The following is a 24,074-nucleotide window of genomic DNA, read 5'->3' as shown; positions in this document are numbered from 1 at the left end:
CTTAAACTGTTTTAACACTTCATTTTACCATAAATTGAATCGTAAAGAAAGCAGAAGAACAGGAGAATCCCCTATGCTTGCCCCTCATTGATCCATAAAAAAGAGTCGAAGGACGATTGAATAAAATCGTTTTCCTTTCGACTCTCCATTTATATTAAAGTGATAATTCAGCTTCTAAGCCATAGTGATCACTGACATGGGCTTTGTTTTGATCATCAAAAATGACATGTAGACGCTGGATGTCCCATTCTGGACTTGCAAAGACGTAATCGATTCGCAATGGAACTTGATTATCCGTCCAGCCATCGATTCCAGGACCTACAGTATAAGTCCCCTTTGTTTCTTTGGCTTCGATAAAACTATCTTGAAGTTTTAGCGAACTGGATAGAATCGTTTCATACCCTTCTTGACCAGCAGGATTATTGAAATCACCAGCTAGAATAAAAGGTTTGCCTACTTGGCTGAAGTAGTTCTCAATGCGTGGCCACTCAAATTGGAAACCTTTGTCCCACCAAGAAAGATGGACGCTGGCAACAGCAATCTCTTTGCCATCTACACTTGTATGGGCAACGGCTACTCGACGAGTATGGTAGTCCGTTGGATCATCCATATTGGATACCAAAATCTCATCCGCCTTCAAGGGTTGACGCGAAAGAACGGCCACACCCTCATTGAGGTGATCATAGCCAATATGGTTGTAGGCCCAAGTCCAATAATAGTGGAGTCCATGAGCAGCTAACTCTTCTACCAATACGCGAACAAAGTGATCCTTGTGAATCGCTACAGATGATGGCAAAGCTTGATAATACTCATCTGTTTCGACTGTTTCTGAGGCCATTTCTTGATTGACCTCTTGGAAACAGATCACATCATATTGCGCTTCTAAAATTTGTTCCTTGAGGGTTTCAAATTTTTGCTGAGCATTCTCTTCCATCCAACTATGGGAATTTAATGTTAAAAATTTCATCCCCTGATTTCTCCTTCTCTCCAAATCAAGAAACGGCAAGAGGCCGGGTGCACTGCCCCAACCTCATTTTCTTTGCCGACGTCTCTTATAATTCTACTGTTGCAACTGGCGCATTTGCTGCCAATTTACCAGTATGTTCGACCTTAACGGATTTAATCGCATCTGCATTTGTGAAGACAACAATTGTTGAAGTTTCACGACCAGCTGCACGGATTGCATCAAGGTCTGCTTCCACCAAGAGGTCTCCAGCAGCCACTGTTTGACCTTCAGAAACTTTAACCTCAAATGGTTTTCCTTCAAGACTAACAGTATCTAGACCGATGTGAACCAAGACTTCCAAACCATTATCAGTTACCAAACCAAGGGCATGTTTGGTTGGGAAGACACTAGTAACTTTACCAGCAACTGGTGAAACGATGTGGCCATTTTCAGGCTCAACTGCAAATCCGTCTCCCATCATTTTTTGTGAGAATACAGGATCTTTCACATCTTCGATGTTAATCACTTCACCATCTGCAACAGAGTGCACTTCATCAGTTACCCCTTTAAAGGTTGCTTCAGCTTTTTGAACTGCCGTCATTTGGCTAGGAAGTGTTTCAGGAATGACTTCACCTGAATCAAGAACGTCTTGGATATCAGATTTCAACACGTCAGCTTTAGGTCCGTAGATCGCTTGGACACCTTGTCCTTTCATGACAAGACCCATAGCACCTTCAGCTTTCCATTGTTCTTCTGTTCCGACTTTTTCAGCGTCCTTAACGGTTACACGAAGACGAGTCATACATGCGTCAACGTCTACGATATTGGCACGTCCACCAAGAAGGTTGATGATGTTAATGACTTGTGAGCTTGCTGAGCTTGTAGCAGCACCTGCTGCTGCACCATCTCCCGCAGGGGCATCATCATTTTGTTCATAGTTACCGTTACGTCCTGGAGTTGCATAATTGAATTTCTTAATCATGAAGTTAGCAATGAAGTACATGATAAAGGCAAAGAGGACTGTTACCCATACAAAGTTAAAGATATCTAATGCCAAACCAGCGTTGATGGCCATTGGGGTACGTGTCAAAAACTCGATTGAACCGAATGAGTGGACACGAAGGTGAACTAAGTCAGCCATTGCAAAGGCAGCTCCTTGAACAAAGGCATAGATTAGGTATAAAGGTGTTGCAATGAACATGAACATGTATTCAATTGGTTCAGTAACACCTGTCAAGAATGTAGCAAGGGCAGTTGCAAAAAGCATCCCTTTGTATTTTTCTTTCTTATCTGGGTCCACATTGCGATAGATAGCAACTACAACCCCCATCAAGATACCAAATGATCCAATCATTTGACCAACTTTGAAACGAGCTGGTGTGTACGCATGAAGCAAGTGTTGGTATTGGCTAGGATCTGCCTTCTTCAAGTTAACAAGGTCTGTTACCCAAGCTAACCAAAGTGGATCTTGTCCAAATACAGTTGTTCCTTTGGCAGCACCTGTAAGAACTTGGTAGCTACCACCCAATTGAGTATAGTTGATTGGAATGGTCAACATGTGGTGAAGACCAAACGGCAAGAGAAGACGTTCCAAGGTACCAAACAAGAATGGTGCCAATACTGGAGCTGTTGATTGTGAGTTGGCGATCCAGACACCGAATCCATTAATTCCTGATTGAACCACTGGCCACAAGGCTGCCAAAACCAAGGCTGTAAGAGCTGAACGAACGATAACAACGAATGGGACAAAGCGCTTCCCGTTAAAGAAAGAAAGGGCTTCTGGAAGTTTACGGTAGTTATAGTATTTATTGAAAGCAGTTGCTCCAACAAAACCTGAGATAATCCCTACAAACACCCCCATATTAAGTGCCGGTGCTTCAAGGACACTAATGAAGTAGTCTGCAACTTTAATTGATCCACCTAAGATCGTATGAACGGTAGCATCCTTATCAGCCAACATTGCAGATGTCACTCCAAAAACTGCACCGGTAATACGGTTAATCAAGATGAAAGAGAGACCAGCAGCAAAGGCACCCCCAGCACGCTCTTTGGCCCAGCTACCACCGATAGCAAGGGCAAAGAGGATGTGAAGGTTACCGATAACCCCCCAACCGATTTGTTCGAGAATCCCACCTGTAATAACAAGTGGAGATAAATTCGGGTTGATCATAGGGATTGATTTCCCGATTGAAATCATCAACCCAGCAGCTGGCATGACAGCGATAACGACCATCAAGGCCTTACCAAACTTCTGCCAGAATTCAAAGCTAAATAAACTTTTGAATGATCCTTTATTCATCATTCAACCTCCTTATATTGTTTAAGGCTTTTGTTTTGAGAAAACGTTTGCGCTTAATTTGTTTCTAGTATACCACATTTTAAAAATTTGTAAAGCTTTACATTCATTTTTTTCTCTAAATTTTATCTTTTTTTATCTTTTTTAAGCCAAATTCTTTTTAAAACTCATTCCTTTTCGACGCAAACGTTTCCCTTGAAGTATAAAAATATTCGAACCCTCTAAGGGTTCGAATGTCTTATTCTAATGCGTCTTGCATGGCATAGCCAATCCCACGAACGGTCTTAATATAGCTTTTTTGACCTGGTAGATCAATTTTCCCACGAAGATACCGGATATAGACGTCAACAATATTAGTCTCACCTGTACTCTCGTACTTCCAGACACTCTCCAATAACTGATCTCGTGTCACCACTCCTTTGCTTCCCATCAGGGTCGCCAAGAGGTCGTATTCTCTGCGGGTCAAACTAATCATGTCTTTCCCACGATAGACGGTATGGTGTTCCACATCAATGCGCAAATTGCGGTATGACGTTGGGATTTTCATCTGGCTACAATGTTGGTCAATATAATCACGTCCTCTAAAAATGGCTGTGATCTTATCTACCAAATCGCTGATAATAAAGGGTTTGACCATATAGGAAACGGCAAAGCGCTGAATACTCTCTTTGTGCTCAGCAATTTTTTCGCGGCTATCCAACACAATCAAAACAGAAGCTGGGCGAATCTGACGGATTTCCTCTGCGAATGTTTCACCAGACATATCTGACAGATCGTAATTAAACAAGATCAGATCATATTTGGTCGCAGCAATCAAGGCCAGACCCGCTTTTCCATCCTCTACTACATCAACTTGGTACCCTTCTTTTTGAAGTTCCAAATCAATGAAGCGAGCAATTTGCTTCTCATTTTCTACTAGTAGAACTCGTTTGACCATAGAGCAAGATTATTTTTCATCGTACCAAGAATAGTGGAAGGTACCTTCTTTGTCTTTACGTTGGTATGTGTGAGCACCAAAGTAGTCACGTTGTGCTTGGATCAAGTTCGCTGGAAGATCAGCTGAACGGTAGCTATCGAAGTATGTAATTGCCGCTGAGAAGGTTGGTACTGGTACACCTGCTTGAACAGCAAGAGCTACGATATCACGAACTGATTGTTGGTACTTAGCTGTTACATCCAAGAAGTACTCGTCCAAAAGAAGGTTAGCAAGATCTGCATCACGGTTGTAAGCGTCTGTGATCTTTTGCAAGAAACGAGAACGGATGATACATCCATCGCGCCAGATAGATGCGATGTCCGCAAATGGCAAGTTCCAGTTGTTTTCTTTAGAAGCTACACGCAATTGCGCAAAACCTTGTGCGTAAGAGATGATTTTTGAGAAGTAAAGGGCTTGACGGATTTTCTCAATCAATTCAGCCTTGTCGCCTTCAAATTTGAAAGCAGCTGGTTTTGGAAGCACCTTGCTAGCGTGTACACGTTCTTCTTTGTAAGTTGAGATGTAACGTGCAAATACTGACTCAGTAATAAGTGACAATGGCACACCAAGGTCAAGAGCTGATTGGCTAGTCCATTTACCAGTTCCTTTGTTTCCTGCAGCATCCAGGATATAGTCTACGATTGGTCCGTCTTGACCTTCATCGTCTTTGCGTCCAAGGATATCAGCTGTAATTTCAATCAAGTAGCTGTCCAATTCACCCTTGTTCCACTCAGTAAAGATTTCAGCCATGTCTTCTGCAGAAAGACCAAGCAAGTGTTGCATGAGGTCATAGCTTTCTGCGATCAATTGCATATCACCGTACTCGATACCATTGTGGACCATTTTCACGTAGTGACCAGCTCCATCAGGACCGATATAAGTTACACATGGTTTACCATCTTCAGGCGCTTTTGCAGAGATTTCTTCAAGAACGTCTGCTACCAAGTCATACGCTTCTTTTTGTCCACCAGGCATGATAGAAGGACCTTCAAGGGCACCTTTTTCACCACCAGATACACCTGTACCGATGAAGTTGATACCTGAGTTCGCCAATTCTTCATTACGACGGATAGTATCTTTGTAGAAAGTGTTTCCTCCGTCAATCAAGATATCACCTTTGTCCAAGTGTGGAAGAAGGGCTTGGATGGTTGCGTCTGTACCAGGTCCTGCTTGAACCATGAGCATGATACGACGTGGTTTTTCGATAGAGTTTACGAAGCTTTCGATATCATAGCTTGGCACAAAGTTTTTATCAGGATGGCAAGCAATCACATCTTCTGTTTTTTCTTTACTACGGTTAAAAATGGCAACTGTGTAGCCACGAGATTCGATATTAAGGGCAAGGTTACGACCCATTACGGCCATACCAACAACACCAAAGTTTGCTTTAGTCATGTGACACTCCTCTTTATAGTTTGCCTTTATTCTACCATTTTTCCTCCTCAAAAGAAAGCAGAAAATAGCTTCCCACCTTCTCTAAGAGGGAGAAGATCATGCAAGTCATTTGATCTTAAAAACAAAAGTGCCCGAGAAACAGTTCTCAGACACTTCTTGATGAATGGCATTAATCTTCTTTAGAAGCTAACTCCTCTGCTTCAATGACCGGTTGTTCTCCTTCTTTGAGTTTATTGACCGTCATATTGACCCCAAGAGCTCCTGCTAGCAATTGACGAATATCAAATCCGGCTCCTTGAGAGACTTGGTCGATACTTTGCATAATATCGCCCACCATCTTAGAAGCATTGCCTTCCCCATACATGGTGATCTTATCCACCTTGGTTAATGGTTCTGCGACAGCACGCGCAATTTCAGGCAACTTGTCAACGACCATTTCAGTAATGGCTGCTTCTTGCATTTTCTTCATCGCTTCGGCCTTTTGGTCCAAACCTTTGGCTTCAGCTTCCAGTTTCAAGCGAATGGCTTCAGCCTCAGCACGACCTTTGGCTTCAATAGCTTCGGCCTCTTGCAATTGGGCAAATTTCTCAGCTTCGGCTTGAGCTTTTCGAGCTTCGGCTTCTTTTTGTGTTTCGAAGAGTTCTGCTTCCGCCTTGCGTTGGCGTTCGATCAATTCTGCTTCTGCAGCTTGTTGACGCGCATATTTTTCAGCTTCAGCTTGTTTGCGGATGTTGGCATCCAATTCTTGCTCACGAACCTTAACTTCGCGCTCTTTGACTTCCGCTTCTTTTTCCTGTTTCATGATATTGGCTTCGGCTGCCACGCGCTCTTGTTCACGACGTTGCACTTCTGCCTCAATCCCTTTAGCGGCATCTGCTTTTGCTTGGGCAATATCTGCTTCTTGCTTGAGGGCTGCTTGTTTGAGTTTTAATTCGTTTTGTTTTTGCGCAATTTCAAGATCGGCAGCGACGCGTTTGTCGTTAGCCAATTTATCTTGTTCTGCTTCAACTTCCTTGCGTTCACGTTCTGCTTTGGCTTTGGCAATCAAGGCATCTTTCTTAATGGTTTCAACATTTTCAATCCCTAGGTTATCGATGACTCCCCCTTCATCAGAGAAGGATTGAACCGTAAAGGCGATGACTTCTAGACCCATTTTAGCCAAGTCTGGTGCTACGTTGTCCTGCACTTTTGAGGCAAACTCTTGACGGTCATTGACCATCTTACGGAGCTCCATCTGACCGATCACTTCCCGCAAGTTTCCTTCCAAGACATCTTGGACAGAGTTGGAAATATCTGTCGTATTCCAGTTCAAGAAGTTTTCTGCAGCCCGGGCAATCATTTCATCGGTAGTACCAATTTTTAATTTAACAGCTGCATCGGCACGGACGTTAATGAAGTCCAGTGTTGGGACTGCTTCTGACGTCCGAACATCTGTCGAGAATTGCTCAATATCAAGATAAGAGCGTTGTTCGACAAAGGGAATCATAAAGCCAGCTTTCCCACGCAAGTGACGTTGTTTCCGAAGACCGGTAATGACCACGACTTCGTTGGGTTTAGCGTTCACATAACCTTTAACAAGCAAAATCAAAATAATAACTGCGACTATTAGGCTGGTAATCAACCAACCTGGAATAAATAAAGTATCCATACTTTTTCTCCTTTTTTAGAGGTCTCCCCTCTGTTATTTATTAATCCTAGTATATCAAAAGAAGGCCTTTCCTCAAAGAAAAGACCTGTATTTATGTCTAAATTTATCAAATGTAATCTCTAGCTTATTCTTCGTCAAACAAGCCATTTAGACCAGCGAAAGGACTGTTTTCTTCTTTCTTGATCGCTTGAGCGTCTTGGTATTCTTCTTCGGATAAGATTTTCCAATCATTGCCTTCGATAAAACCTTGTCCAGCCTCTTCTTCTGGAGTGAGAACCTTGAGAGGAATATTGAGCAGAATATTATCTGCTACACTCTCACTCAGGTCAATCTTCCCACCTTCGATTGGAAGGATCAAGTCTTCCTCTAGGGCCTCGATATCTGCGTCAGACTGTACATCCTCCGCAAACACCTCTGTTACAGGATAGCTCTCTTGAAGCTCAACAGGCTCCATGCTTCGGCTAGATGCCAAAACGATGGTGTAGCTCAACTGGTAATCCAAGACATAGAGGCCTGTATCATAGGCTACTCGTCCTGTCGCCGTCACATTCTTTAAATCAAGAATTTCTGGATTACGCTTTTGCAATTCCTTGAGCAAATCCAACTCTTGATCAAAGGCTAGTCCTTCAGGATTTTTACGGATTTCTTGTGTAAATAGGTTCATTCTTTTGTCCTCAAATCTTCTAGATACTACTAGTATATCATGAAGCTGCCCCTCAACCAAGAAGTCTCCTCAAAAATTTGTTATAATCATGAAAAAAGATACAGTAACTAGGCCAATTGGTGTTGTACACAAGGTCCCACCATCTCTTGGACAAAAGAGGGTCACTGGCTAGGGCATTGAGCAATGTTAGATAGAGGATAATTCATGAAAGATATCGGAGCAGTTTTTCGGCAAATACGTGAAAGTCGCCACATCTCTCTAGAGGAGGCTACGGGTGGCGAATTTTCGCGCTCCATGCTATCTCGATTTGAAAGAGGGGAAAATGACCTGACCACGCAACGTTTTTTTCAGGCCCTTCAACAGATCAAAACCAGCCTCAGTGAGTTTTCCCATCTAGCTGGAATCGATCAGCACTCTTTTATTCCCAAATTGTTGAAAGAGCACTATGAAAACATGAGCTTGGAACACGATCAAGCCTTGTACCAAAGCTACCAGCAAGCCTATCAGAAATATCAGAAAAAAGAAGACTTCTTAGCCAGCATTATTCTCAAAGTCCAAATGCTTGGCTTCTATCCTGAAGTAGAGCTCACCGCTAGCCAAGAGGAACTCGATTTCCTCCATGATTATCTCTTCTCTGTCACAATCTGGGGAAATTTTGAATTAAACCTGTTTTCTCTGACCTCTCCACTTTTCTCTAGTCGCCTCTATCGACAATACACAGAGGAGTTGGTCCAAAGGGAGGATTTCAAACTTCTCCTAGATTCCTCTCGTCCTGCCCTTAACTCTATTTTTCTTAATGGCTTCTTTCTCGCCATTAGTTCAAATGAATTTGAAGATGCAACCTATTTTGATCAGTTAATCAAGGACCACTTTTACTCCGAAAACGAAGCCTACCTGCGGACGGTTTACCTCTATGCCAAAGGAGAATTTCTTTATCGAAAGGGAGAAAAAGAAGCTGGTCTTGAAAAGATGGAGCAGGCCATCCAGGTTCTCTCTATTCTGGATTGTAAGGACAGTGCCAACTACTACAAACAGGGCCTGCAAGAACTGATCAATAAATCCTAAAAACTCACAGATCTACTCTGTGAGTTTTTGTTGAAAATATGCAACATTAATTTTTTCTTGCTTTTTAGGTTTACAATAGGACTATCAAGTAAAGAAAGAAGGTTCTTCCCATGATAACCAAACTAAAAAGCCACTTCCTCCGCTTTCTTCTCTCACATACCAGCGTCTATCTGAAGGATCAGGAACTAGCTCTCTCTGAAAAGGAGAAGTTGGATCTCTTCAAACAGATCTTTCGATCCATCAAACAAGTCTTACCAACTGATCACATGAAGGAGGAAGGTTTATGAAACTCTTAATCCGTAATAAGATTTTTGCCTTACTTAGTCTTTCTCGCTTTTTGAATACCCTTGGTGCTGCCATCTACAATCTGGTCTTTGTGGTCTTTGCTGCCAGCATGCCACAACCGAGTCTGGCGGTTGGCATTGCCAATCTCATTGTATTTATTCCTAGCCTCTTTACCATTTTTGTCGGGATGAAGGCTGACCGCACGAAGAAAAAAGCTAACTGGTTGATCCGCATTGGCTATCTTCAAGCTATCCTCTTCATCCTTATTGCTCTCATGACCAAGATTCCGGGTTACCTAGCCTTTTCGATTGTTTGCTTTTTAAACATTATTTCAGATTGTTTGAGTGATTATCGCGGAGGCTTGCAACTCCCTATCATGAAAAAGAACATCCCAGACGAGGATTTAATGGAGGCTTATTCCTTCAACCAACTGCTTAGTATGGTCTGTTCGATTTCTGGACAAGCTCTAGGAGTTTGGCTGCTAGCTATCAGCCATCAAAATTTTGCCCTGGTCGCTTCGATCAATGCAGTGACTTTTCTCCTGTCTTCTACCTGTCTCTTGATGAGAAAAAAGCAGCTGACACATGATCCCGTCATTGAGCCCAAAAGCAAGAATTCTTTGATACACGAATGCCAAGAGATGTACCAGAACGCTAAAAGTATTTTTGCAGATGAGGAGGTCCACCACTTTGGTAAGTTGCTCTTCTCATTGGTTCTCATCAATGCTCTTGGGGGATCCATCTCAGGTATCTACAATTTGCAACTGCTTCACTCCCCCTTCTTTCAGTTGAGCTTTAGCCAATCCCTCTTGATTTTAGAGGCAGTGACTATTTTAAGCATGGTCTGGGCTAGCCTGACACCCCATGACTATTTTTCCAAGCAATCACTCCACCATATCCTCCTGTGGATCGCAGGTGGGCTCACCATACTTGGGCTCACAAATATCCTAATGCACTGGGACATTCTTTCCCTTCTACTCATCACTTTCCTTGGTTATCTTGTAGCAAAAATCAACCCAAAAGTTTCCAGTCTTTTAATGAGCAAATTACCCGCTGAAAAATTAGCTTCTACGTCTAGCTTTTTGGGACTGATGGTCAGCTTTGCCATGCCACTTGGGACAGCTCTCTTTTCTAGTCTAGCTATCTGGAGCCTTCCCCTAGCGTGGGGGATGTTTGCCATTCTCGGTTTCGGCACCGTCCTCTTAACAACCAAATAAAAAATCCACCGTTTGGTGGATTGATCTTGAAGACAAAGTTATCTTAAAAACTTTCCTTAGGTGAGGACGGACGTCAGCGAACTTCTTCGAAGTTCCATGACTTAGTTTTGGACACAAGGTTCCAAAACTCCCGAGTGCTAGAAACAAAAGTGTTTCTAGCACTTTTCTCACAGCGGAAAGTTTCAATAGATGAGTTAATAATTCTAAAGAATAAATTTCTTTTATTTGTATAGAATTTATTAGATTTATAAAGAAAAACAGTTTTCCCACACTCTCAATCCTACTAATGGTGGATTTTTTACATTTTTCTTAGGCGAGCTACCCGTTCAGCAATGGGTGGGTGGGTATAAAAGAGTTTTTGCAAACCGGATTCTTTTTTAGGATCGTTGATAAAAAGAGCACTGCTCGCATCATCGACATGTCGTTGCATTGGTTCGCTATTGTCTAGTTTTAACAAAGCATTGATCATCCCTTGAGGATTCCGCGTCAATTCAACACTTGAAGCGTCTGCTAGGAACTCCCGTTGACGAGAGATGGCTAACTGGACCAGGGTCGCTGCTAATGGTGCTAAAACGATGGCAAGCAAGGAAAGAATCAAAATAACAATCTCCAAACCACCGCTACCTTCTCGATCATCGTCCCGGCTACGGCCACCGCCCCACCACATCATCCGACCACCAATGCTAGAAAGCATGGTGATGGCACTAGCAAGGGCAACTGCAATCGTAGAGATGCGAATATCGTAATTGCGAATATGGCTGACTTCGTGTCCGATGACTCCCTCCAATTCCTCACGGTTCATCACAGCTAGAAGACCTGTCGTTGCTGCAACAGCAGCATTTTGAGGATTAGACCCTGTCGCAAATGCATTCATAGAAGGATCATCTACAATATAGACCCTAGGCATGGGGATCTGGGCTACCATAGCCATATCTTGTACAATATGGTAGAGTTGAGGGGCTTGCTCTTCCGTTACCTCATGCGCCCCATTCATCCGCATGACAACTTCGGTGGATTGAAAAATCATGCTAAAGGCATAGATTCCACCAATAATCAAAGCTAGGATGACGCCACCAAGGGAGGAGCCTAACCAGAGGTAACCAACGGCTGCTCCGATAAGAGCTAAGAGTATGAAAAAAGCAATAAGGAGAATCCAAGTTCTCCTTTTATTGCTTGCAATTTGGTCAAAGAGCATATTAGTCTCCTAATCCGCTAAAGTCCACCTTTGGTACTGCTTTTTCTTCTTCAGGTACTTGAAGGAATTCGGCTTGTTTGAAGCCAAACATTCCAGCAATCACATTTGTTGGGAAAGTTTCCAACTTGACATTGTAGTTGCTTGTGACACTATTGTACAATTGACGAGCATAAGAAATTTTGTTTTCTGTATTGGTCAATTCTTCTTGCAACTGCATGAAGTTAGTGTTAGCTTTCAAGTCTGGGTAATTTTCAGCCACCGCAAAGATTCCTGCTACTTGACGAGAAAGAGCATCACTGGCCGCCATTGCTTCTGCAGGTGAAGAAGCTTGCGCTACTTGTTGGCGAAGTTGAGTGACCTTAGCAAGGGTATCCCCTTCGTACTTGGCATAGCCTTTTACTGTTTCGATCAAGTTTGGAATCAAGTCATTCCGACGTTTCAATTGCACGTCAATTTGACTCCATGCTTCACGAGTTTGCATGCGGCTTTTCACCAAACCGTTGTAAACTCCTACTACAATCAACACAAGGACCACGATGATCCCAAGAATAATCCAAATCATTTTATTGAATTCCTTTCATTTCTTTCTACCAGTATATCAAATTTCCCTTATTTTGTGGTAAAATAATAGCATGAAACCAGAAGAATTTTATGCCCGTTTAGCCGAACTCGGCTTTCCATTAACTGATCGTCAAAAAGAACAATACGAACGCTATTTTGAGCTCCTCGTGGAATGGAATGAAAAGATTAATCTCACTGCCATCACCGAAAAAGACGAAGTCTATCTCAAGCATTTTTATGACTCTATCGCACCCATTTTGCAGGGCTTGAGCGAAAACCAACCCATCCGTCTCTTGGATATCGGCGCTGGTGCTGGCTTTCCGAGCCTTCCTATGAAGATTCTTTTCCCTGAGTTGGATGTGACCATCATTGATTCCCTTAATAAGCGGATCAATTTCCTTCACTTGCTGGCTGAAGAGTTGGGCTTGAGCGGAGTTCATTTCTACCACGGACGTGCGGAGGACTTTGCGCAAGACAAGAATTTTCGTGCCCAATTTGATATCGTAACTGCCCGCGCGGTTGCCCGCATGCAAGTCCTCTCTGAGCTGACCATCCCTTACCTGAAAGTAGGGGGACAGCTTCTTGCTCTCAAGGCCAGCAATGCTCCAGAAGAGTTAGAAGAAGCCAAAAATGCCCTCAACCTGCTATTTAGTAAGGTTGAAGATAATCTACAGTATGAATTGCCAAATGGCGATCCACGCTATATCACTGTTGTCGAAAAGAAAAAAGAAACCCCTAATAAATATCCAAGAAAAGCGGGTATGCCCAATAAGCGTCCATTGTAGTAAGATACAAAGGGCTACGCGGATAAAGTCAAATAAGAGGCTGGGACAAAAGTCCTAGCCTCTCAATTATTTTTGGATTGCCAAGCAAGACGCAGTGGTTGAGTGGGCTCTACTACGCTGATTTCATCAGCTTTTACAGCCCTACTCAACTGTGAGGAGGTGGGACGATGAAATCGAATTCTAACGAATTACCGATTTCTGTCCCACTCTCTTTTTTATTTTTGTTTCAATTCTGTTCGCAGGGCTTCTTGTTGCTCTTTTGTCAGATGAACCCCCTTACTTGCAACAATCTGGCTAGAGACTTTGTTGGCAAATCTTAAGGCTTGCGCGATGTCTAAGCCTTCTAGACGAGCGGATATAAAGGCTCCTACATGGCTATCTCCAGCGCCTACGGTATCGACGACTTCTGTTGGAAAACCATCTGCCTCATACCAGTTGCCATCATAGGCAACCGCTCCTTTTTCACCCAAGGTGACAATGACTAATTGCCCCGTTCTTTGATACAAGTGTTCGATGGCTGGCTGGATCTCTCTACACCCTGAAAAAGCCAGTGCTTCAGCCTCATTAACATGGAGAATCGGATGCAGATCATAAATGGCTTCCAGTCGATCCTTTGGAATCAAGAGTCCGCGTGGCCCAGGTGCGAAAATCACCTGGCCTTCTAGTTGCGAAACAGACTGCACCAATGCAAGACCGGTTGGCTCCTCAACTTCAAGGCCACACAAGTAGATATAATCAAATCGATCTGTCTCGATGTCTTTTAGCCACTCTGCTTGGAAGCTATACTCCACTCCGTGGTCCGATAAGAAGGTCCTTTCACCATCAGACTCTACAAAGCAGTAACAGCAACCATTGGCCCCTTCTAATGAGATGCTAGAGGAAATCCCTAATTGTTTCAGCTCTCTCCGAATAAAATCACCATATATTCCAGAACCGACTGGCGAGACAAACTGATAGGGTTGCGACAAAAAATGAAGGATATTAACGACATTAAAGGCACAACCTCCCACAGACCATTGCTGGTGATCAATATGAGCATCTCCTTCACGACTTGGCAAACGATCCAAGTAAATCATCACATCACAAACTGTAGAACCAATAACTAAGGCAGCTGTCATCTTTTTCTCCTTACTTTGCCTTCTATTATACCAGAGGAAACATAAAAAACAACCAACCCCTTGTGGTTTGGTTGCTTCTCTTTTTAATCACGATAAACGGGTTGAGGGCCAAAGGTTTGGGAAACCGGCATGATTTCAATCCGATTGACATTGACATGCTTGGGCTGTTGGATCAACCAAGCTACTGTGTTGGCAATGTCTTCCGGCTGAATGGCATGGGCATCTCGATAGAGGGCTTCTACCCGTTTTTCGTCTCCTTTAAAGCGAACAGAAGAGAACTCTGTCCCTTCGCAAAGACCAGGTTCAATATTGCTGACACGAATCTTCTTGCCAGCTAGATCCGCCCGAAGATTGAGGGAGAATTGCTTGACAAAAGCCTTGGATGCCCCGTAAACATTGGCCCCTGGATAAGGCACAGTTCCTGCTGTAGAGCCCAAATTGATAATATAGCCATCATTTCGTTCCACCATCTGGGGCAAGATTTTCCTTGTCAGATAGGTCAAACCAACAATATTGGTCTGAATCATGGTCAGCCAGTCTGCGACCTCTGCTTCATAAGCTGGGGCGAGGCCTAGAGCCAAGCCAGCATTATTGACCAAAACATCCACTTTCTCCCAATCTTTTGGCAAACTGGCAAGTGCATGATCTACCTGAGAAAGATCCGTCACATCCATTTGCAGGGGATAAAAGGCTTCTCCCAACTCTTCTTGAAGGGCCTGTAATTTATCGATGCGTCTAGCTGACCCGATCACACGGTATCCATCTGCTACTAAGCGACGGCAGATTGCTTGACCAAAACCAGCTGAAGCTCCTGTTACTAAAATCGTTTCTGACATGTCATTACCTCCATGGATTGTAAAAACGTCCCTGATTGACAAAGATCAGGACAATACTCAAGACCAGAACAGCTAAAGCTGATAGAATCATCCCATAATCTTTCATTTCCATGGCTTGATGAGAATACCAGGTCCGCTTTTTATTTTTACCAAAGCGACGTAATTCCATAGCCGTAGAAATGCTGTCAATCCGCTCAAGTGAGCTAAAGATTAAGGGAGAGATGATTTGCAAATTGCCTTTGATCCGCTTGATCAGCTTGGCCTTTTTGGACAACTCCACCCCTCTGGCTTCCTGAGACAATTTAATCGTTTGATATTCTTCTTGTACGTCAGGAATGTAACGCAGAGTCAAGCTGACAGAATAGGCAATCTTGTAGGATACGCCAATTTGGTTGAGGCTTGAAGCAAACTGACTAGGATGGGTCGTCATCAAAAAAATCAAGGCTAGAGGTATGGTACAGACATACTTAAGAACTAGATTAAAAAGATAAAAGAGTTCCTGCAAGGTGATACTATAGGAGCCCCACCCCTTCATCAGTACTGTCTTTGCCCCGTAAATCTCTACACCATACTGGGGGGCAAAGAGATAGACCATGACAACATTTAACAGTGCAAAAACAAAAGCAAATGCAAGTACAAATGAAATATCTCGAAATCGAATACGAGCTGTAGAGAATAAAAGCAAGGCGCCCACACCAATTCCTAGAAGGAGTCGAGTATCATAACTCAACATGGCCGCAAGAGATACAAAAAGAAGAAAGAGTAACTTACTCGCACCTGAAAGGCGATGAAGAAAACTCGTCCCCTCATGGTAGCCGACTAATCGATGCTTCATGACCTACTCCTTTCTGTTGCATATAAAACTGCGTTAGCGCCAAGGGATCCATTCCTAATCGATTGGCTAAGGCAAAAATCGAAGTCTCTTTGAGATTAGCCTCTTGTAAAATATCCGGATGAGTGAACAGCTCTGCAGGTGAGAGATCTGCTAGAATTTGCCCGTCTGATACTACAAGGGCACGATCAGAATAATCCAACATCAGTTGCATATCATGGGTAATCATGACAATGGTATGGCCTTTTTCTTGCAAGCTATCTAGAAATTCCATGATGTCAGTGTAATTGCGTTGGTCCTGACCTGCTGTCGGCTCGTCCAAGACCAAAATTTCTGGTCCTAAAACTAGTATCGAGGCGATGGTCACTCGTTTCTTTTGCCCATATGAGAGGGCAGAAATCGGCCATTTACGAAACTCATAGAGGCCACAAGTTTTCAGTGCTTGATAGACACGCTCTTTGATGTCTTCTTCAGCGACACCCCGCAAGCGCAAACCTAGAGCAACTTCGTCAAAAATCATATTGGTCGAAATCATTTGATTGGGGTTTTGCAGGACATAGCCGACTCGCTCTGCCCGCTCCTTGACACTCTCCTGCTTGATATCTTCACCTCTAGAGGTGTATTGTCCTTCTGTTGCAATGAAGCCACAGATAGCTTTCGCAAGAGTTGATTTCCCTGCCCCATTCTTCCCGACAATCGCTAAGCGCTGCCCCTTAGGTATACTGAGGGAAATATTTTTTAAGATCGGATGATTTTCTTGATAGGCAAAGGAAATCTGCTCCAACTTCAATAGTTCTTCCGTCTCACCAGTTTTAGTAAAGGTCGCTTCTGGAATGGAACGATTCACACCAGTAAGCTCGATATCTTCTAGACGATCCAGATGCTCCAATTGATTGATATCCTGACCAAGCTGGCGAAGAGTTGTTAAATAGAGGGGTTCTCGAATCCCATTTTCAGCAAGCAGTGTCGTCCTCAACAACTCATCTGGGCTCCCATTAAAGAGAACTTGACCTTGATTGATCAAGATAACCCGATCGACAGGACGGTAGAGTACATCCTCTAAACGGTGTTCGATAATAATGGTGGTCGTCCCCTGTTCTTCATGAATCTGATCGATCAGATCAATAATATCCTGACCCGACTTGGGATCTAGATTAGCCAGTGGTTCATCAAAAAGGAGGATCGGACTTTCGTCAATCAGAACACCTGCTAAGCTCACCCGCTGTTTTTGACCACCTGACAAATCTTGTGGCCGATGATCCAAGAGCTTCATCAAATCTAAGCGTTCTGCCCAACTCTGCACACGCTCTTTCATCGTTCCCAGCTCTACCATGTCATTTTCAAGAGCAAAAGCCAAGTCTTCTGCGACACTCAAACCGATAAACTGGCCATCTGTATCTTGCAAAACCGTACTGACCAAATGAGATTTCTCATAAATACTGAGATCAAAGGCTTCTTTCCCCTGAATGAGGAATTGCCCACTACTGGTTCCCTTATAGATATTGGGGATAATCCCATTTAAGCACTGGCCAATGGTTGACTTTCCAGAACCAGATGGCCCAACAATCAGAACCTTTTCCCCCTTATAAATGGTTAAGTTGAGATTTTTCAAGGTTGGTTCAGACTGTGCCTTGTATTGGAAGGAAAAATCCTTCAGTTCAATCATTGCTTCTTTCATTTAGTTTGCCTTTTCCCAAAAGAGCGCAAATTGGATGGCTAATTCTGCGATTCGATCCTTGCCATCTAAATCCTCATGACTAGATAAGGTTCGGATATCCCATTTTTCTTCCGAGAGGTGGTCTGCTGCATAGAAGAAATGGCAGAGCTCAAAGTCCCTATAAGCTGCTAAGGCTGCCACTGCCGAACACTCCATATCCACACAGATGGCTCCCGCTTCCTTTCGTCTCTTCATCTTATCGATGGTTTCCCTGTACGGTGCATCTGTCGTCCACACTTTTCCTGACTGATAGGAAACCTTGTGGCTGTCCAGAAAGGCTTGGAAGAGAGGAAGGGTTTTCTTGTTTACTTCCACTTCATCACTAGCTGGAAGATAATGGTAACTGGTCCCCTCGTCGCGAAGAGCAGCTGTTGGAATGATGATGGAAGTCGCTTCGATATCACGGTCTAAAACTCCACAGGTCCCAAAAAGAACGAGTTTTTCCATCCCAAATTGAATCAGGTCCTCTATAATCCCCACACAGGAAGCAGCCCCAACTGGTGCATTAAAGGCAGCAATTTGTTGGTCTCCAATAGTGATCCCATAGACCAGGACTTCAAAGTTGGCCATGGAGGTTCTTGCAATGACCTCATGATCGTAATTCTCAAGGAGGCGCGCAAAAGTTACTCTTGAAAAGCAAGAGATGACTACTTTGGGAAATCCTTCAATTGGTTGGTGTAAGTCTTGTGGATTGATAATCGCCTGTCGATTAGCATCAAATTCTTCTAACAGCATTTCGTGCACCTCTTTCATTCTACTTCTAGGCCCCTATTATACCACAATTAGCCTAGTCATTGGTTTTTGATCAAAGGAAGGGCATAAAAAAAGAACTGCTCCCAGACGTTAGATTTTTCGGATCAAACGTCGGAAGGACAGTTCACTGCGATATTTTTTACTTGTTTTCCAATTGCGCTAATTCTAGCAAGCGTTCTTTGGACAATTTTTTGATTTCAATTTGACTAGCATCTAGCAGCTGGTATTCATCTGGCTCTAGCGCTTCTATAAGTTTCTTCAGAGCAAGAGAGCCAATTGGATGGTAATTTTCTGGCTTATCCGGATCTCCATCGATCGCAACCAATAGAACTTGCCAATCACTGATACCCGCTAAGCCCACAATTTCTACATATTCTGCAGGAACATGTGGCACGCTTGGCAAGACCGTATCCGTATCTTCTGTCAAGCTATAGCTGGCTAAGAAGGCTCCTGTCTCCTCCTGTTGATAAAAACGGACTTGACTGAAATATGCTACACTATATTGAATCTTCTTGATAAAGGCAGAGTAAGCTTCTAGTGGATGGACATGGTTCAAGACTTCCTGCACTGTATCCCGATCCAAATAGACTGGATGAGCGAAGCCTTGTACTTCAAACTCTTTTAGATCTTTTTCTTTCGTCAAATTACCCAGCGTTTCTAGGATAACGACTTCATAATCAAAATGGAAAATAGAATCTGGAGTATAGCTCACGCCGTCACTAGCCACAATCTCCGTTCCTAATACTTCTCCTAGGCGACTGATCCATCGAAGGGCCAACTGCCAATCTTCTTCTATCGCAAAAGAGGGCACCTGAATCTGATAAGACTCTTCCTCATCAAAATAGCGTAACTGCAGAGGAAGACCGCTCTTACCAAATACGATACAGTTCAAGCCTTCAAAATCATTTAAGGGACGATGAAGGGTGGCAGGATCATAGTTGTAGGTTGTTAACCCCTCCACTAATTTAAGAACTTCCTGTGCTGCGAGTACTTTCTGATAGCCAAATAAGCTCTTTTTATTTTTGATTGAAAACACGATACTCATTTGTTTTCTCCTTTGTGAAATCGCTTACCTAAAGTATAGCACAATTTTCAACCAATTTCCATATAAAAACAGCCTGAGCTTTCAGACTGTTTGTTTCTATTATGCTGGTGCTCCATCAAGCGTTTCACCGATAAGGGCCAAACGCTCACGAACTTCTGCTTGTGACAAGTTGTGTTCTTCAACATAACGATTGCGAGGGTGAACCCGGCACTCATGCGAACATCCGCGAAGGTACTTATCTTCGTTTTCTTCTGAAGTCAAGATCCGACGGTTACAGAAAGGATTTCCACAGTTGACATAGCGTTCGCATGGTGTTCCATCAAACCAATCTTTTCCAACTACACTTGGATCGACATGGTTGACATCGACTGCAATCCGCTCGTCAAAGACGTACATTTTCCCATCCCACAGTTCGCCTTGAACTTCAGGGTCTTTCCCATAAGTGGCGATTCCACCATGCAATTGACCAACATCTTTGTAGCCTTCACGCACCATCCAACCCGAGAATTTCTCACAACGGACTCCACCAGTACAGTAGACGACAACACGCTTGTCCATGAATTTTTCCTTGTTATCACGGACCCATTGTGGCAATTCACGGAAATTGCGGATGTCAGGACGAATAGCGCCACGGAAGTGTCCAAGGTCGTACTCGTAGTCGTTTCGAGTATCAAGAACAACGGTATCCTCGTCGAGAAGAGCTTCTTTAAACTCTTTTGGAGACAAGTAAGCACCTGTCGTTTCAAGAGGATTGATGTCATTATCGAAATTATCATCCTCTAAACCAAGGTGGACAATCTCTTTCTTATAACGTACAAACATCTTCTTGAAAGCTTGCTCTTCTTCCTCGTCAATTTTGAACCAGAGGTCTTCCATACCTGGAAGGCTGTGAACGTAGTCCATGTATTTTTGTGTTGTTTCGTAGTCACCAGAAACAGTTCCATTGATTCCTTCGTCAGCGACTAGGATACGTCCTTTGAGGCCGATTGATTTACAGAAGGCCAAGTGGTCGGCTGCAAATTGTTCTGCATTTTCAATGGGGGTATAGAGGTAGTAGAGTAAAACACGAATAGGTTTTGCCATAAGATTCTCTTTTCTAAGATTAAATTATCAGAATTTTTCATTCAACTATACCAGTATACTCCCCCAAGAAAGCGAATGCAATTTATTTGACCGAAAAATAAAAGCCTGGGGTTCCAGACTTTTTTACGACAAAAATAAGGTTTCAACTAATTACTCTTCTTTTTCCAACTGATCCAGATAGGCTTCATAGCGTTTTTTCTCAACTTTTGCTAGGAGCATCAAAAGGAAATTCATCCCCCATACAATCGGAAGATTCAGGAGAAATGTGATCGGAAGCACCAGCAAGAATTTTGAATGGAAGGGATTTGAGTGATAGACAGCCTGGTTTAATTGAAAATTTTGAGCCCAGATGAACAAGGAAAGAATAGAGGTTACTGCTACAATTCCCGTCACATTTAGATAGCTATAACTGATAAATTTCACACCCAATCGTTGACAACGAACAGAGTAATACAATCCTGAGACGATGAGTAAGGCTACCACCATGATTGGACTGAGCCCCACCTTAGATGTAAAAATGGATCCCACACTAAAAACAGTTAAGGCAAGGAAAAGAAAACCGGCTGTCTCAGCACCAGCCTTATTAGCTAAGCCTTCTTCTCGTTCATCTATGATTTGTTTGTTCAGCAATTGTAATCTCATTGCTTTCTCCTTATTCTTCATCCTCTAACTCTGCCTCGATCTTCTCTTGTTTTTTCCGATTGATAAGAGCAAGTGGTTTTTCAAGCAGATCTGTCAGGATGGCAAAAACGATGATTTCTAATAAAATTTTGATCAGATACTTGGGACTCAAGATAAAGCTCGTTGCCTCTCGCTTTCCAATCACATCCATGGCTATCATCAGCACAGCAAAGACTAGACCTGACCCAAGGCGACTCAACCAGCTATCTTTTTCTAACACATCTCGGATATCAATCCCTGAACTGATCCTTCTTAGCAGAGCATAAGCCCCCATGGCAATCAGAAGGAACATCTCGGGGAGATAAGCGACTAGGTCTAAGTCCAGGATACTGGACTTCACAAAGGCAGATAGGGCAATAAAGCAGGTCATGCCAAGGACAAGTTCTCCTGCGATTTTTCCATCAAGTAGCATAGTCCGTTCATCTTTTACAATTGGTTCTTTCTTTTGTTTCATATTCTTCCTCTTTCTATTATTAAAACTGTTACTCCCAGAACAGTTGATCCAGCGTCTTATCCAAGGTCTTACAGATGGCAAGGCAGAGACTGAGGGTTGGGTTATACTTTCCCGCCTCAATCAGACCGATGGTCTGGCGCGTCACTCCAATGGCATCTGCAAGATCCCCCTGGGTCATATCATGCTCGACCCGGGCCATTTTTAATTTGAGATTTTTCGCCACAGGCTTTTCCTTTCTTATTTTTATAGCTCTATTATACACTATATTTTCTATTTTGCAATATATATCTTGCATTTTGTAAAAAATATTTTTGATAAAACAAAAAAGAGGCTGAGACAAAAGTCCTAGCCTCTCAATTATTTTTGGATTGTCGAGCAAGACGCAGTGGTTAAGTGGGCTCTACTACGCTGATTTCATCAGCTTTTACAGCCCTACTCAACTGTGCGGAGGTGGGACGACGAAATCGAATTCTAACGAATTACCGATTTCTGTCCCACTCTCTTATCTTCTGTACATTTAATCTTTGGTCAAACTTCCATCTTTTGTTTGAGTCCGTGCATAAGCAATCAAGAGAAGAGAACCTGCAACAGCTACTGTTAAAGCATTAAATGAACCGGCAACAACACCTTGTAGGAAGACTTTATTGGCACTTTCCTTGTAGATCAAGACATCTCCAACCGGAGCAATCAAGCCCCAGATCACAAGGTTGGATACGATTTGAACGACGTTAAAGACAATTAATTCTTTCTTTGTCACTTCCCCTTTGAATTCACCGATTTGTTTGCGGAAGAAACCAACAAAAAGGCCAAACAAACCACTTGAAATGATCCAAGTCCACCAAAGACCACCTGACATAGCATCCTTAATGGCATGACCAATCAAGCCGATTAAGAAGCCGACAATTGGGCCAAAGACTACACTAAAGAGAGCTTGAAGGGCATATTGCAACTGAATGCTCGTATTCGGTGCAGGTGCAGGGATTTGCAACATAGCAATCACGACAAAGAGGGCTGCTCCAACCCCAATAGCTACAACATCTTTAATTGAAAATAATGATTTCTGTTTCATTCTGATATCTCCTGTTAATTTTCCATTTTTCTAATCTCGATATGCCAAGAAGCCCCAACTCCTACATTATAGGCCTTGGCAAAGGATCCCTGGTTGATGGCAAGACCAACACGATAAAGGGAATTGATATAAAGGATTGGCTGTCCAATTCGCACATCGGCGAAAGACTTACCGTAGGTTACTTGGTTTTGGTAAACCAGCATGTCATTGTTATAGATGGTTACTTCAAAACGTTCCCCAAATTCGGGTGCCAAATGATTGAACTCTTCCCGAGTAATGGAAGTCCAAAGAGAACCAAAGCGCACATCTAGGATATCAACTGCACCTTTAACAAGATTATCCTCAAGAACCGTCTCAACCACTGGGATTTCCACAATATGTTCGACACTGAGTTCTGGTCCGACGTCTTCAAAACTAATATGGCCACTGGCCAACTTAGCTCCTGTATAGGCGTAGACATCACGCCCATGGAAGGTATAAGAAAACTCTGTATTGGCCCGGCGGTTCTTCACTTCTGAAATCTCACGGATAGCAACAATCCCTACATGTTTCTTGATAAAAGAGAGAGTTCCATTATCCGGAGTGACAATGTATTGATTTTTCGCCGTTTTAGCTACGACACTCTTTCGTTTGGAACCGACACCAGGATCGACCACCGAAACAAAGGTTGTCCCTTCTGGCCAGTAATCTACTGTCTGAAAGAGACGGTAACTCCCTTCAAAGATATTGTAGGGGGTAATATCATGAGTTAAGTGGTGAATTTTAATGGTTGGTGATTCTTCTAAAGCAACCCCAATCATAGCGGATACTGCTCCATCCACCAAACCAAAGTCTGACTGAAGAACTAGTAAATTATTGTGCATCTTTATCTCCTTTTTTGGCCAATAATGGAAGAAGGATGTTCGATAGCCCCCATCCTAATCCAGCACCCAGTATGACCGTGAGGACAAACCAAGTGATGGTCGCTAGATCTGGTGATACCATCACCCGATTGACATAGTCTATCGATTTACCACGATCCAGTAACGACATGCGGTAACTGGCTGGATAGAACCACATCATAAGAATGGGCCCTGTTGTCGCAAAGGCAAAAATAACAAAAGACAAGGCATTTCGTAAATTCGAGCGAAAACGACCACTTGAGGCGACCATCTCCGCAAAACTTCCGGCGATCAAGGCTGGAATAAAGGCCCCTGCGCCGTGACGTGAAAAGAGGAAGAAGGATCCGATCACGCAGCCAACTATAAAGATAGATCCAACTCCTTTTATTTTTTCTAGATAATAGCGGTAGATCGTCCCGCCAAACAAGGCTGAAAAGGCAGGAGCATAAAACATATTTCCTTGATGATCGACCAGATTTCCAACTAAGACCCCCAGTCCAATCGCAAGAAAATAGAGGAAAGTGAAGGCTCCAACTTGTTTTATTTGATTCACGTTTATTCTATTCATTGGAT

Annotated in this window: 25 protein-coding genes; 4 read left to right on the top strand and 21 right to left on the bottom strand. The window is 43.1% G+C overall.

Going from position 1 to position 24,074, the window contains the following annotated elements; all coding sequences use genetic code 11:
• Window positions 1-154 precede the first annotated feature (154 nt).
• The 6 genes from O3646_RS06155 to O3646_RS06130 all read right to left on the bottom strand — a co-directional run bounded on the left by O3646_RS06155 (window position 155) and on the right by O3646_RS06130 (window position 7,925).
• Window positions 155-967, bottom strand: a complete 813-nt coding sequence (locus tag O3646_RS06155; RefSeq protein ID WP_371610684.1) for an endonuclease/exonuclease/phosphatase family protein — start codon at window positions 965-967, stop codon at window positions 155-157.
• An 85-nt stretch (window positions 968-1,052) separates the two neighbouring features.
• Window positions 1,053-3,245: a PTS transporter subunit IIBC gene (locus O3646_RS06150; protein ID WP_037608409.1), complete on the bottom strand. Its 2,193-nt coding sequence runs from the start codon at window positions 3,243-3,245 to the stop codon at window positions 1,053-1,055.
• A 235-nt stretch (window positions 3,246-3,480) separates the two neighbouring features.
• Window positions 3,481-4,179, bottom strand: coding sequence for a response regulator transcription factor (locus O3646_RS06145; protein WP_371610683.1), 699 nt, complete (start codon window positions 4,177-4,179; stop codon window positions 3,481-3,483).
• A gap of 9 nt (window positions 4,180-4,188) precedes the next feature.
• Entirely contained in the window at window positions 4,189-5,613 is a 1,425-nt protein-coding gene (gene gndA, locus O3646_RS06140; RefSeq protein WP_195311414.1) for an NADP-dependent phosphogluconate dehydrogenase, read from the bottom strand.
• 169 nt (window positions 5,614-5,782) lie between these two features.
• Window positions 5,783-7,261, bottom strand: a complete 1,479-nt coding sequence (locus O3646_RS06135; protein ID WP_371610682.1) for an SPFH domain-containing protein — start codon at window positions 7,259-7,261, stop codon at window positions 5,783-5,785.
• A 124-nt stretch (window positions 7,262-7,385) separates the two neighbouring features.
• The gene (locus O3646_RS06130) at window positions 7,386-7,925 is read right to left on the bottom strand and encodes a DUF177 domain-containing protein (protein ID WP_371610681.1); all 540 of its coding nucleotides are present in this window, start codon (window positions 7,923-7,925) and stop codon (window positions 7,386-7,388) included.
• Between the two features lie 204 nt (window positions 7,926-8,129).
• Here O3646_RS06130 and O3646_RS06125 point away from each other — a divergent pair, with 204 nt between their 5' ends.
• The 3 genes from O3646_RS06125 (at window position 8,130) to O3646_RS06115 (ending at window position 10,491) form a co-directional block, all read left to right on the top strand.
• On the top strand, window positions 8,130-8,990 hold the full coding sequence (locus O3646_RS06125) for a transcriptional regulator (protein WP_371610680.1): 861 nt from the start codon (window positions 8,130-8,132) through the stop codon (window positions 8,988-8,990).
• Window positions 8,991-9,100: 110 nt separating this feature from the next.
• The gene (locus tag O3646_RS06120) at window positions 9,101-9,277 is read left to right on the top strand and encodes a hypothetical protein (RefSeq protein ID WP_371610679.1); all 177 of its coding nucleotides are present in this window, start codon (window positions 9,101-9,103) and stop codon (window positions 9,275-9,277) included.
• Window positions 9,274-10,491: an MFS transporter gene (locus O3646_RS06115; protein ID WP_371610678.1), complete on the top strand. Its 1,218-nt coding sequence runs from the start codon at window positions 9,274-9,276 to the stop codon at window positions 10,489-10,491. The genes O3646_RS06120 and O3646_RS06115 overlap by 4 nt, the downstream gene beginning before the upstream one ends.
• A gap of 298 nt (window positions 10,492-10,789) precedes the next feature.
• Here O3646_RS06115 and htpX read toward each other — a convergent pair whose 3' ends face one another.
• Window positions 10,790-11,686 carry a zinc metalloprotease HtpX gene (gene htpX / locus O3646_RS06110; protein ID WP_201036748.1) on the bottom strand — a complete coding sequence of 299 codons (897 nt, stop codon included), beginning with the start codon at window positions 11,684-11,686 and terminating at the stop codon, window positions 10,790-10,792.
• A 1-nt stretch (window position 11,687) separates the two neighbouring features.
• Window positions 11,688-12,248, bottom strand: coding sequence for a LemA family protein (locus O3646_RS06105; RefSeq protein WP_003017390.1), 561 nt, complete (start codon window positions 12,246-12,248; stop codon window positions 11,688-11,690).
• A 70-nt stretch (window positions 12,249-12,318) separates the two neighbouring features.
• Here O3646_RS06105 and rsmG point away from each other — a divergent pair, with 70 nt between their 5' ends.
• Complete coding sequence (gene rsmG / locus O3646_RS06100; RefSeq protein WP_371610677.1) at window positions 12,319-13,032, top strand: 16S rRNA (guanine(527)-N(7))-methyltransferase RsmG; 714 nt, start codon at window positions 12,319-12,321, stop codon at window positions 13,030-13,032.
• Window positions 13,033-13,247: 215 nt separating this feature from the next.
• Here rsmG and O3646_RS06095 read toward each other — a convergent pair whose 3' ends face one another.
• The 13 genes from O3646_RS06095 to O3646_RS06035 all read right to left on the bottom strand — a co-directional run bounded on the left by O3646_RS06095 (window position 13,248) and on the right by O3646_RS06035 (window position 24,069).
• The gene (locus O3646_RS06095; RefSeq protein WP_195529420.1) at window positions 13,248-14,150 is read right to left on the bottom strand and encodes a carbohydrate kinase family protein; all 903 of its coding nucleotides are present in this window, start codon (window positions 14,148-14,150) and stop codon (window positions 13,248-13,250) included.
• Window positions 14,151-14,233: 83 nt separating this feature from the next.
• On the bottom strand, window positions 14,234-14,986 hold the full coding sequence (locus O3646_RS06090) for an SDR family oxidoreductase (protein WP_070505212.1): 753 nt from the start codon (window positions 14,984-14,986) through the stop codon (window positions 14,234-14,236).
• Between the two features lie 4 nt (window positions 14,987-14,990).
• Window positions 14,991-15,821 carry an energy-coupling factor transporter transmembrane protein EcfT gene (locus O3646_RS06085; RefSeq protein WP_371610676.1) on the bottom strand — a complete coding sequence of 277 codons (831 nt, stop codon included), beginning with the start codon at window positions 15,819-15,821 and terminating at the stop codon, window positions 14,991-14,993.
• Window positions 15,793-17,496, bottom strand: a complete 1,704-nt coding sequence (locus tag O3646_RS06080) for an ABC transporter ATP-binding protein (protein WP_371610675.1) — start codon at window positions 17,494-17,496, stop codon at window positions 15,793-15,795. Before O3646_RS06080 ends, O3646_RS06085 begins: the two co-directional genes overlap by 29 nt.
• Window positions 17,497-18,270, bottom strand: a complete 774-nt coding sequence (locus O3646_RS06075; RefSeq protein ID WP_371610674.1) for a nucleoside phosphorylase — start codon at window positions 18,268-18,270, stop codon at window positions 17,497-17,499.
• Between the two features lie 157 nt (window positions 18,271-18,427).
• Complete coding sequence (locus O3646_RS06070; protein ID WP_045759783.1) at window positions 18,428-19,333, bottom strand: DUF4299 family protein; 906 nt, start codon at window positions 19,331-19,333, stop codon at window positions 18,428-18,430.
• 99 nt (window positions 19,334-19,432) lie between these two features.
• On the bottom strand, window positions 19,433-20,416 hold the full coding sequence (locus tag O3646_RS06065; RefSeq protein ID WP_045759784.1) for a rhodanese-related sulfurtransferase: 984 nt from the start codon (window positions 20,414-20,416) through the stop codon (window positions 19,433-19,435).
• A 150-nt stretch (window positions 20,417-20,566) separates the two neighbouring features.
• The gene (locus tag O3646_RS06060) at window positions 20,567-21,058 is read right to left on the bottom strand and encodes a DUF6773 family protein (RefSeq protein ID WP_371610673.1); all 492 of its coding nucleotides are present in this window, start codon (window positions 21,056-21,058) and stop codon (window positions 20,567-20,569) included.
• Between the two features lie 10 nt (window positions 21,059-21,068).
• Window positions 21,069-21,551 carry a DUF6773 family protein gene (locus O3646_RS06055; RefSeq protein WP_049492393.1) on the bottom strand — a complete coding sequence of 161 codons (483 nt, stop codon included), beginning with the start codon at window positions 21,549-21,551 and terminating at the stop codon, window positions 21,069-21,071.
• Between the two features lie 28 nt (window positions 21,552-21,579).
• Window positions 21,580-21,774: a helix-turn-helix transcriptional regulator gene (locus O3646_RS06050; RefSeq protein ID WP_003005328.1), complete on the bottom strand. Its 195-nt coding sequence runs from the start codon at window positions 21,772-21,774 to the stop codon at window positions 21,580-21,582.
• A 294-nt stretch (window positions 21,775-22,068) separates the two neighbouring features.
• The gene (locus O3646_RS06045; protein WP_003008479.1) at window positions 22,069-22,620 is read right to left on the bottom strand and encodes an ECF-type riboflavin transporter substrate-binding protein; all 552 of its coding nucleotides are present in this window, start codon (window positions 22,618-22,620) and stop codon (window positions 22,069-22,071) included.
• 14 nt (window positions 22,621-22,634) lie between these two features.
• Window positions 22,635-23,483: an S-adenosyl-l-methionine hydroxide adenosyltransferase family protein gene (locus O3646_RS06040; protein ID WP_371610672.1), complete on the bottom strand. Its 849-nt coding sequence runs from the start codon at window positions 23,481-23,483 to the stop codon at window positions 22,635-22,637.
• Entirely contained in the window at window positions 23,473-24,069 is a 597-nt protein-coding gene (locus tag O3646_RS06035) for an MptD family putative ECF transporter S component (protein WP_342983251.1), read from the bottom strand. Before O3646_RS06035 ends, O3646_RS06040 begins: the two co-directional genes overlap by 11 nt.
• Between the last annotated feature and the right edge of the window lie 5 nt (window positions 24,070-24,074).

It is taken from the genome of Streptococcus sp. 27098_8_148 (genome assembly GCF_041432105.1).
Lineage (GTDB): Bacteria > Bacillota > Bacilli > Lactobacillales > Streptococcaceae > Streptococcus > Streptococcus parasanguinis_AE.
This window is presented reverse-complemented; position numbering and strand designations above follow the sequence as displayed.